This window comes from Luteolibacter sp. Y139, from assembly GCF_038066715.1.
Lineage (GTDB): Bacteria > Verrucomicrobiota > Verrucomicrobiia > Verrucomicrobiales > Akkermansiaceae > Haloferula > Haloferula soli.
Genome location: NZ_JBBUKT010000023.1, coordinates 1 through 10,519, shown reverse-complemented (window position 1 = coordinate 10,519; position 10,519 = coordinate 1). Strand labels below are relative to the sequence as shown.

Annotated in this window: 2 protein-coding genes; both read right to left on the bottom strand. The window is 63.2% G+C overall.

Annotated elements, in window-relative coordinates; translation table 11 throughout:
- Window positions 1-353: 353 nt before the first annotated feature.
- Window positions 354-5,441, bottom strand: coding sequence for a beta strand repeat-containing protein (locus tag WKV53_RS28505; RefSeq protein WP_341408259.1), 5,088 nt, complete (start codon window positions 5,439-5,441; stop codon window positions 354-356).
- Window positions 5,442-6,216: 775 nt separating this feature from the next.
- The coding region (locus WKV53_RS28500) for a beta strand repeat-containing protein (RefSeq protein WP_341408258.1) at window positions 6,217-10,519 on the bottom strand (4,303 nt) is incomplete at its 5' end.

Sequence of the window (10,519 nt, the reverse complement as noted above, 5' to 3'; positions counted from 1 at the left end):
TTCGCGAAGTTGTTCCAGTCGGTGCTGACCGTGCCGGTCCAGTTCGCGGCAAGCGCGGAACTCGAACCGAGAATGGTGGTGCCGGCGAGCAGGCCGGCAAGCCGCAGGAGGTGATGGCGAGTGATGAGCGGGTGGGAAAAGCGGACGGGAAAGGTACAGGTCTTCATGGGTTCTTGGGTCGGACTGGAAATCAAACAAAAGGACTTCCGCAGGGTTCGGGTCATCCACCCTAACGGAAGAGCAGGTCTAGGAAAACGCAAGCCACGCCGACGCGGCTCGCTGCCGGATTCGTCGCGAAAAGCCCCGGCCGCTTGGGGCGGCCGGGGCTGGGATTATCTTTCGCGGGTGTCTCTTCAGGGAGTCACCAGCACTCGCATGAAGCCCCGGGTGGGCACTCCATTCGAGCCAGCCAAGCTGAAGGACCGGTACTCGTAGCCCGTGGGTGCCGCTGGCAGGCCAGCCGTCACCGGGGTCGGGGTCGGAGTCACCACCGTGGTGAAGGTGCCCAGCGTGGTGCTGCCTTCGATGGTGTAGGTGTAGCCATCCTGCGTGGCCGTCGGCGACGGGCTGCCAGCGAAGGCAGGCGTGCCGGTGCGGACCGCGATGGTCAGGATCGCTTCCCGGTTCGAGTCGACGTCAACTCCGCTGTCAGCCGCCAAGGAGTAGATCTTGGCGTTGTTCTCTCCGCTGATCGGCGAACCGCCGAGGGCGAATTCAACCGAGTTGACCTGGCCATCCTTGTCCTTGTCGAAGCCGGGAGCTCCATCGGTCAGCGGATCCAGGCCGTAGCTCTGGGCCCACAGGCTGTATGGAGTCGCCGACTGGACCAGGGTCAGCTGGGTGGGTCCGTAGTTCAGGGTGCAGCCCGGCGGCAGATCCACCACGGCGAAGGTGCCGGTAATGGAAGCGTAGGTCGCGATCACATAGGACGGAGCCGACGGAGCAGCGAGCACGTCGAAGTCGAGCGTCGCACCCGTGACATTGAGGTCCCCTGCGACCGCGAGCTGGTCGGCGGTGGCGCCATTGATCTCGCAGACGTAGGTGCCGGCGATCGAGGAACCGCTGCTCAGGGTGTCCTGAACGGTGAAGGTTCCCACACCCGCAGCACCTGGAGCGATCGAAGCACCGGACTGGACCACCAGCTCGCCCGCCACTGCACCCGTGCCACCGAGGGCACCGGCCTGCACCGTGGTGGTGCCGAGGTAGGTATTGCTGCCGGAGTTGAGCTGGAGCGTGCCCGCGCCTTTCTTGGTGAGAGCGCCATCGGCGTCGCCGATGCCCTGGTTGATCGCAATGGTCTGGCCGTTGCTATCGATGAAGGCGCCGCCCGGCTTCACATCGAGCGTGTCGATGCCGTTGAGGAAGTCGAGGGCCGCTCCGGTATTGGCCTTCAGCGTTCCACCATTGAAGTGGAAGGTGCTGCTGCCGCCGCCGTCCGAGACCTTCTTCACCGAGAGCGTGCCGCCATCGAGGTTCACGACGCCGGTGCCGCCTCCCTGGGAAACCAGCATGCCACCATTGGCGGCTGCAGTCACCGTGGAGGTACCCGACATATTCAGCGTGCCCGTTCCGGCAGGTCCCACGATGAGCGAGTAGCCGGCATCCAGCTGGGTCACGGTGGACGCGCCAGTGACATTGAGCGTTCCCACCTTGCCGCCATTCCGGCCGATGAACAGGGTCCGCGTCATCGACAGTGCCCCGTTATCCTGCAGGTTCACCGTCACCGATCCTTCACCGTTTTCATTCACGGAGAAGTCATCGGTGTTGTTGAACGAGCCGTTACCCTTGATCGTCATGTCGCCGTGGCCGTTGAAGCCGACGGAGACGTAGGAATTGACCTGCATGGAGCCGGATCCCTCGATGATGACGTTGCCGTTGCTACCTCCATTCGGGCCGACTTGCAGACGTCCGTTGGAGATGTAGTTCGAGGTGCCGCTGATGTCCAAGGTACCATTGGAGCCGCCGCTGCCACCCACGCTGGTCTCACCGACGGTCACGTTCGCATCACCGCCCACATTGAAGTTGCCGGTGGTGCCGTTCTTGCCGACGAAGGCGTTGCCGCCAGCCCACGAGACCGTGGCATTGTCCTGAAGATTCAGCGTGCCCGAGGCAGAGCCCGTGTCGCCGATGTTCAGGTCACCGTTGCCGGAGAGGGTGCCGCTGTTGCGGACCGTCATCGTCGAGGTGTTCGAGTTGTGACCGAGCGAGAACCAGCCGCCGACCTTGTTCAGGGTGCCGCTGTTTTCGATGATGACCGTGGAGGTCGAGGTATTACCAAGGCCGATCTGGACCGCATCGGTGACTTGAAGCGTCGAGGTGCCGCTGATGGTCAGCGCCGAGGTCGAGCTTTCGCCCAAGGCCGTCTGGAGGCGGCCGTTGACGGTCAGGTTCGCGCCGTTGCCCAAGGTCAGGGCCGAGGACGAGCCGTTCGGAACTCCGAAGGCGGCGTAACCGGTCACGGTATTGGTCTGGCCGGCGGTATTCAGCACCAGGGAGCCTTCCTCGAAGCGGAATGCCTGTGGCGTCTCGCCACCGCTTCCGTTGGCGAGGACGTTGGCACCCGCGTTGGTGAGGGTGAGGCTGCCAGTGCCCGTCTTGACCAGCTTGCCAGCCGTCGCAGTGATCGGGCCGCTGACGGTCAGGTTGCTGGCGAGGACAAGGCCGCTGGCGATCGTGTTGTTAGCCGCCGCCAGCGAGACCCCGCGGTCAGTGCTGGTCGCACTGCCGGTGTAGTTCAAGGTGCCACCGGCAAGAACCAGGTTCGACGCTGCATTGGAAGCCGCACCGAGGGGGCTGGCGACGCCACCGTTGGTGAGGGTGCCCACCGTGGTGATGCCACCTTCCAGACGGGTCACGCCGGTGTAGTCGTTCGTGTTGTTGACGGTGAGCGCCGCGGAACCCGACTTGGTCAGGCCCGAGGAGCCGGTCACCTTGCCGGTGCCAGAGAGGCTGTAAGTGAGGCTGCTGTTGTTGAACGTCACCGAGCTGGGGGTGACCGTCGTATTGAGGGTCACCGCGGTCGGGCCAGTGGCATTGTCGTCGAACAACACCGGAGACGGATTGGTGTAGAGCGAGCTGGCGTTGGTGACCATGTCGAACCAGTTCTCGGTCACGAAGTCCCACACGCCTTCATTGGTGCCGGCGGTGGTGACGAACAGGAAGTTCACCCCCGTGGCCGAACCGGCGACGGGATTGCTCAGGGTGATGGTCAGGCCGGCGATGCCGGAAACCGTGGTGGCCGGAGGAACTCCCGGGCCGCGAACCGGTTGACCGATCGTGATGCCGGTGGCATTGGCGACGGTGATATCGGGCGAGCCATCGACCTTGTCACCGGCCTTGGTGAGGCCCGACTCATTGGTGCCATCCCAACGCGGCAACGAGGCGCTGGTGACATTGAGCGAAACCAGACCGGTGCCGTTGTCGACGAGGTTGGCGACCACGCCATTCGGCAAGGTGCCGAGGACGAAGCTGCCGCCGCCCGCCTTCGGTCCGACGTAGCTGATCAGAGGAACCGAACCCACGGCCGGGAACTGATCGGCGACATTGATGGTGATCGGTCCACCGACGGTGAGCGTGCCGGTAACGTTGAGCGGAGCGGCCGTCGGATTGCCGGCGACATTGCCGAGATTGATGTCGAGCGTTCCGGAGGTGCCGAAGGTGACAGCGACCGGATCGAGGCTATTGGCCGGGTTCACCTGGTTGACGCCGAGGCCCGCACCGTTTGCCACCGTGATGTTGCCGGTGCCGGAGGAGTCGCCGTTCAGGACCAGCTTGCCGGCTTGGACGCTGTTATTGCCGCCGTAGCTGCTGACACCGGAGAGGGTCAGGGTGCCTGCACCCGACTTCACCACGCCGCCGGTTCCCGGCAGCGGCTTCGGCGCCACGACGCTGAAGCCGTTGGTGTTCACCAGCAAGCCGCCGCTGTCGATGTTCACATTGTCCACCGAGGTGGAAATGAAGTTGATCGGATTGTTCACGGTCGCGATGATCTGCGTGCCGTTGAAATTGATGGTGCCCGTGCCGCCATCGGTGCCGGTGTCGTCCGCTTCCCGTCGACCGGTGAAGCGCTGCACTTTCATCGTGCCACCATTGAGGTTCAGGATGGCGTTGGGCGTGTTTTGACCCACGGACATCGTGTTGGTGCGCCATTCCGCGGTGCCGGAGAAGTTGAGGGTGGCCGTCGTCGCGCCACCGTTTTCACCGATCCACGTGAGACCACCCTGGTCATCCACGAGACCGCCGCTCATGTTCATGGTGCAGGGGCCGGAGCTGCCGACGATGAAGGTGCCGCCGCCGGTCTTGGTCCAGGTGCCGCCGGTCATGTTCACCAGCGCGGTGCCGTTTTCACGGCCGACCGCCACCCAGTTGTTGCTGGTGATGCTGCCGCCGCTCATCGTGAGCGTGCCATTGCCGGAACCGCCTTGGCCGATCCAGAACTCACCGTTGATGGAGAGCGCGCCGGTGCCGCTGAGATTGTAGGTGCCCTTGGAGTTGTCACCGATGATCAGGTGACCGCCACCGGTCTTGTTCCATGTGCCACCGCTGTGGTTCACGGTGCCTTCGCTGGCTGCATTCGCGCGACCGACTGCCGCCCAGCTGTTGTTGGTGAGCGTGCCGCCGGTGAGATTGATGGTGCCCTTGCCGCCGTTCTGGCCGATCCAGCACTCGTTGTTCACGTTGAGCGTGCCCGCGCTCAGGTTGATGGTTCCCTGCGAGCCGCCGTTGTCGCCAAGGATCATGTGATCGTTGCCGTTCTTCGTCACCGAGCCGCCGGAAATATTCAGCGTGGAAACGCCGCCGCTGCCCGCGCCCACGCGCAGCCAGCCGCCGTTGGTAACGGTGCCGCTATCGATATTCACCGTGGCGGTGCCGCCGTTCAAACCCGTGTTGAACTCGCCACCGATCGCAAGGGTGCCGGTGGTGTGGACATTGACGGTGCCAACGCTGCCGCCGCCATCGCCGACGTAAAGGCGACCGGACACATTCATGGTGCCGCTGCCTTGCGAGCGACCCGTGTAGGTGCCGCCCGTGCCGGAGCCGGTCAAATTGTACAGGCCCGTGCCACTGCCGCGGCCGACGACCATCCAGTTGCCGCCGCCGGTCTGTGCCGTGCCGGCGGTGTGATCCACGCGGCCATTCAAGCCAGCTCCGTCACCTACCAGGATGTCCACGGGGGTCGCGGCGATATTCGCCGAAATGGTGGCGACCGGTGAGTTGATTCCGATCACGGCATTCGATCCACCGGTGCCGGCGTCGCCGACCCAGTTGCCATTGTCATTCCAGTCGGTCACCACGGTGCCGGTGCCGTCCCAAGTGGTGGCAAAAGCAGCAGAACCGAGCACGGTCGTTCCTGCGAGTAGGCTGGCGAACCAGCGGGTATTGTAAGACGCCGTGGCGAGGAGGGACGCACGGGTAATCGGGGTCAGGGTCGGGTTATTCATGGGGTCTGAGAGAGAAGTTGCAGACATGTGCACAGGACGCCTGTGTATGTCTTTACCGTTTCCTTGGGTGAACGGGGGTCGACTTCCTTGGAAAAGTCCACGGATCGTCAGGGATGGGTTTTTTGGGTTTTGGGTTTTACCCGTACGAGCGTGGGTCCGCTCATCCGAGTAAATTTGGAATAACAAATCCGTTTTCCATTGAAACAAAATTCTTTGCCATTCTGTGAATATTGCGACAAATCCACGTTAACCGTCTAATATTCAATTAATTGGACGAGGCGAACCTGTAATAAATCGACCTTTTTGCCGATCCGCGGATTAAGCGCCCGAAATTTGACATCTGAGAGAAGTCAGGAATTGCTGCGTTGGATTTTTATGAAATCCAACGTCACCCTCACACCGTCAGCCCCGGAAACGGGCAAATGTAAAGGCAGCTGATCACTTGTATGTTTTCACCAATCCGCGGTTTTCCGTTTTTGTCATACAAACAGCGGTTTTTACCCGATGGGATAGGGTCTGGATTGCAATTCAATGCGATGCCGAGGGGGCGGACATTCGCGCCGGGTTTAGTGGGCGGGAAATTTTTCTCAGGGAGCCCCCTTGAGAGCTGTAAAGATGGCTCGTCCCGGGGGCTTCAAAACCGGCTTGGACGACCCAAAAAGAAACCCGGCCGCTCATCGCGGCCGGGTCTGGCAAGAAGCTGGTTTGTGATGGGGCGAAATAAGGAAGCCCCGGTCGCCCAAGTCGACCGGGGCCCCTATTCTCCCGACGATGATCAGGGCGTAATGCCGACCCGCATGAAGCCCCTCGTCGGGTTACCGTTCGACCCGGTCAAACTAAACGTGCGGTACTCGTAACCGGCCGGCGCGGCCGGGAGGCCAGTCGCGACCGTCGTCACCGGCACCGCGGCGGTGACAAAGCTGCCCAAGTTGGTGCTACCCTGAATCGTGTAGGTGTAGCCGTCCTGCGTCGCGGTCGGCGACGGGCTGCCGGTGAAGGCCGGCGCGCCGCTGCGAACCGCGATGGTCAGCAGCAACTCCTTGGTCGAGTCGACATCGGCGCTGCTGTCCGCGATGATCTGATAGACCTTCGGCCTATTGGTGCCGCTGTTCGGCGTGCTGCCGAGCGCGAACTCGACCGCATTGGTGGAGCCATCGCCGTCCGGATCATCGCCCGGATCACGATCGGCCAGCGGGATCGACGGGAAGCCGGACATCCATGTGTCGTATGGAGAAGCCACCGCGCCGGTGACCTGGAGGCTGCCGCTGCCGGTGATGTAACCGCCGGGGGTGGCCGAGGAGTAGGTGCCGACTGGTTGGGAAACACCATTGAGGATCAGGGTGGCCACTTGATCGACCGCGCCATGGGTCAGGTTCAGGACCGCACCGGACGCGATGTTCACCGTGGAGGAGTTTCCGAGGAAGGCCGCTCCCAGTGACAGGGTGCCCGCGCTGACGGTCGTGTTGCCGGTGTAGGTGTTGGTTCCCGAGAGGGTAAGCGTGCCCGTTCCCGATTTGGTCAAACCACCGGTGCCGCTGAGGTTGGCAGTGACCGAGAGGGTCTGGCCATTGGTATCGATGAAGGCACCGCCGGACTGAATGACCGCATTGTCGATCGGTCCGACAAAGGTCGCGGTGGCTCCGGCCGCTGCTTTCAACAAGCCACCATTGAAGTTCACGGTGCTGAGACCGCCGGTGTTTTCGGCGACCACCTTGGTCACCAGCGTGCCCCCATTGAGATTGAGCACGCCAAACCCTCCCGGGGAGGCACCGACGAAGACACCGTTGCCATTGGCCGTGGCCGTCGCGGTGCCGGAGATATTGAACGTGCCGCTGCCGGTGCCCGCGACGTTGATGACCGTGGTGGCGGTCAGCGAGCCGGCGGAAAGATTCACCGTGCCAACGCCCCCGTTCGAGCCGATCGAAATGAAGCTGCCGCTCTGGAAGGAGCCGCCCGCCTGATTGAGAACGCCGGTCGTGTTGGTGTTCTTGCCGATGTAAACCTGGGTCGCGATTACGGACCCGGAACCGTTGATGTTGAGAGCGCTGTTCGAGGTGCCCACGTCGCCGACATTGAAGTCGCCGCCGGTCGCCGAGAAGATGGCATTGTCGTTCACGTTCATCACCGCGTTCCCCTCGGTGCCGATCGAGCTGTAGGCGGTACCCGTCTTGGTCAGCTTGCTGGTGCCGTTCATCGTGAACGTCGCCTGCGACGTGCCGAGGCGGGCGAGCAGGAAGTTGCCGGTGATGTTGTACTGCGATGTGCCGTTGAGAATCATCGTGGCCTGGGAAGCAGAGCTCTCCGCCAGGTAGGTGACCCCGCCGTTGTTCCAGATCGAGTTGTTCAGCGTGATGAAGGCCTCGCTCTCGTTGTTGGCGAGGGCGTTGTTGTAGCCGCTGCTGAAGTTCACCGAGTTGATGGTGGAATTCGTCGCGGTGACATTGACCACGCCGGCGTTGCCATTGCCGCGGCCGATGGCGACCCAATTCGAAGTGGTGAGCGTGGCGCCGTTCAGCACCATGTTCGCCGGGACGTCCGGCTGATCTGCCACCCACAGTTCGCCGGTGACCGAATGGCTGCCGCCTGCCAGGGTGAGGGTTCCCCCGTGGACCAGGACGTTGCCCGCGGTGCTGAGAACATTCGCACCCGCATTGGAGAGGGTGAGATTGCCTGCACCATCCTTCGCAAAGCTGCCTCCCACACCGGAAAGGGGGCCGGAAATGGTCAGGTTGTTGGCGTTGGTAAGCAGCGCCCCCGGTGACAGGATGGACAGGCCGCGGTCGGTGGTCGCGTTCGGCCCGGTGTAGTTCAGGTTGCCGCCATCGAGCACGACCGGCGAGGTGCCGGTTCCCAAGGAGGCGGCGCTGCCGGCATTCGAGACCGTATTGATGGAGGTGGTGCCGCCTAACAGCTGCACCGGACCGGTGAAATCATTCGCCGTGTTGAGAGTGAGATTGGCAGTACCGGCCTGGACCAGTCCCGTGGTTCCCGAGATCTTCCCGGTGCCCGAGATGGTGTAGGGATTGCCGAAGGCGTCGAAGCGCAACGATCCCGGAATCACCGTGGTATTCAAGGTGACGTTCGCCTTCTCCGCCGCGTCCACCTCCGCGAAGATCACCGGCAGGTTATTGGCGAAGGCGAGCGGGGCGCTGGTCACGGCATCCTGCCAGTTCTGTGTGGCGAAGTCCCAGTTGCCATTCACCGCACCGGTCCACACCGGATAGTTCAGCGCCTCCACCACGAGTGACACGAGACCGCTGCCATTGTCCTGGATATGCCCGGTCACGCCGAGCGGCAGCGTCCCTTGGACAAAGCTTCCGGTACCGGCTTTCGCGCCGGTATAGCTGATCAGCGGAATGGTGCCGACATCCAGATCGAGGTCTTGCACGTTGATCGTCACGGGGCCGTTCAGGGTCAGCGTGCCGGTCACATTCAAGGGAGCCACCGAGGGATTCCCGGAGCTGTCACCGAGGTCGACGTCGAAGGTGGTCGAGCCACCTGCAGAGCCGAACGCGACATTGGTCTGATCCAGGGTGCCGAAGCCGGCCTGCTGGACCACGCCGAAGCCCGCATTGTTAGATACGGTGGTATTGCCGGTGGCGGCCGTATCCACGGAGAGCAGCAGCTTCCCACCGGTCACGATGTGATTGCCGGTGTAGGTATTGGCTCCCACGAGCTTCAGGGTGCCGGTTCCCGACTTGGTGACATCTCCTGCGCCGCCGAGAGGCTGGGGTGCCGCGACGGTGAATCCCGCGGAGTCCACCTTCAAGCCACCGGCTGCGATGTTCGAGGTGACGAGAGCATCCATGAAAACATCGCTGTTACCCGTGGCGATGATCTGGGTGCCGCTGAAAGTGACCTCGCTGTTTCCGGAACCGCCGGCGATCGAGCTGGTTCTCACCGTCCCCCCGTTCAGGGTGAGGGTGCCGCTTGTGTTCGCCTGCACGCCGAGGACGATGCGGGGACTGCGGAAATCGGCAGCGCCTGAAATCGTAAGTGTGCCTGTGCACGAATTGCGGTTGGCGATCCAGGTGATCCCGCGATCCGTGACCGCAGAGGGATTCACGATCACCGTGCCGCCGCTCATCGTCATGGTGCCGGCACCCGTGTCGCCAACGACGAAATTGTTGTCTCCCGACTTGGTCCACGTGCCGCCGGTCATGGTCACCGATCCCGTCGCGCCAACCCCGGCATTGGCATCATCCTTGCGGCCGACGAGAGCCCAGCTGTTCGTGGTGACCGAGCCAGACGACAGGGTCATGGTGCCCGAGCCGCCGGTCTGGTTGCCGACCCAGAACTCACCACCCACGGTGAGATTGGTGCCAGCAACCGTGAGGGCTCCAATCGAGCCGCTACCATGGCCGATGCGGAAGACGCCGGCAGTGGTGAAGGCTCCGCCGTTCAGGTTCGCCGTGCCATTGCCCCCGGCAGTGGTGAGGCCGCCGCCCACGCTGACCGCGGTGCCAGCGCCCGATTTCGTGACCGTGCCGCCGGACATGCTGAAGGTGCCGGTGCCGCTGGTGCCATTGCCGATCTCAAACTCGTTGACCACCGTCAGCGTGCCGGAATCCATCTTCACCGTGCCCGTGCCACCGAGGTTTCCCAAGGTAAGCTGGCCGCCGATCGAAAGCGTGCCGGTGGTGTTGATATTGATCGCGCCGGTCGCGGCAGCGATCGAGCCGCCGACAAGAACGTTCCGCGGCACGGTCAGGGTGCCGGAGCCCTGGGCGAAGCCTGTCAGCGTTCCACCGGCACCGCCGGTGTTGGCCAGGTTATAAGTGCCGTTGCCTCCGCCCGTACGGCCCAGGGTAATATCGCCATCGGTGGCGAGGCTGGCAGTGCCCGCGCGGTGATCGATCCGGCCCGCCGCCGTATTGCCGATCAGCATGCTGGTCGGGATCGGGTTGATGTTCGCGGTGATGGTCGCGATGTTCGGCGGTGCGGCGGCAACCGTGACGACACCTGAGCCACCAGTCGCGCCGCTCCAGTTCGCGAAGTTGTTCCAGTCGGTGCTGACCGTGCCGGTCCAGTTCGCGGCAAGCGCGGAACTCGAACCGAGAATGGTGGTGCCGGCGAGC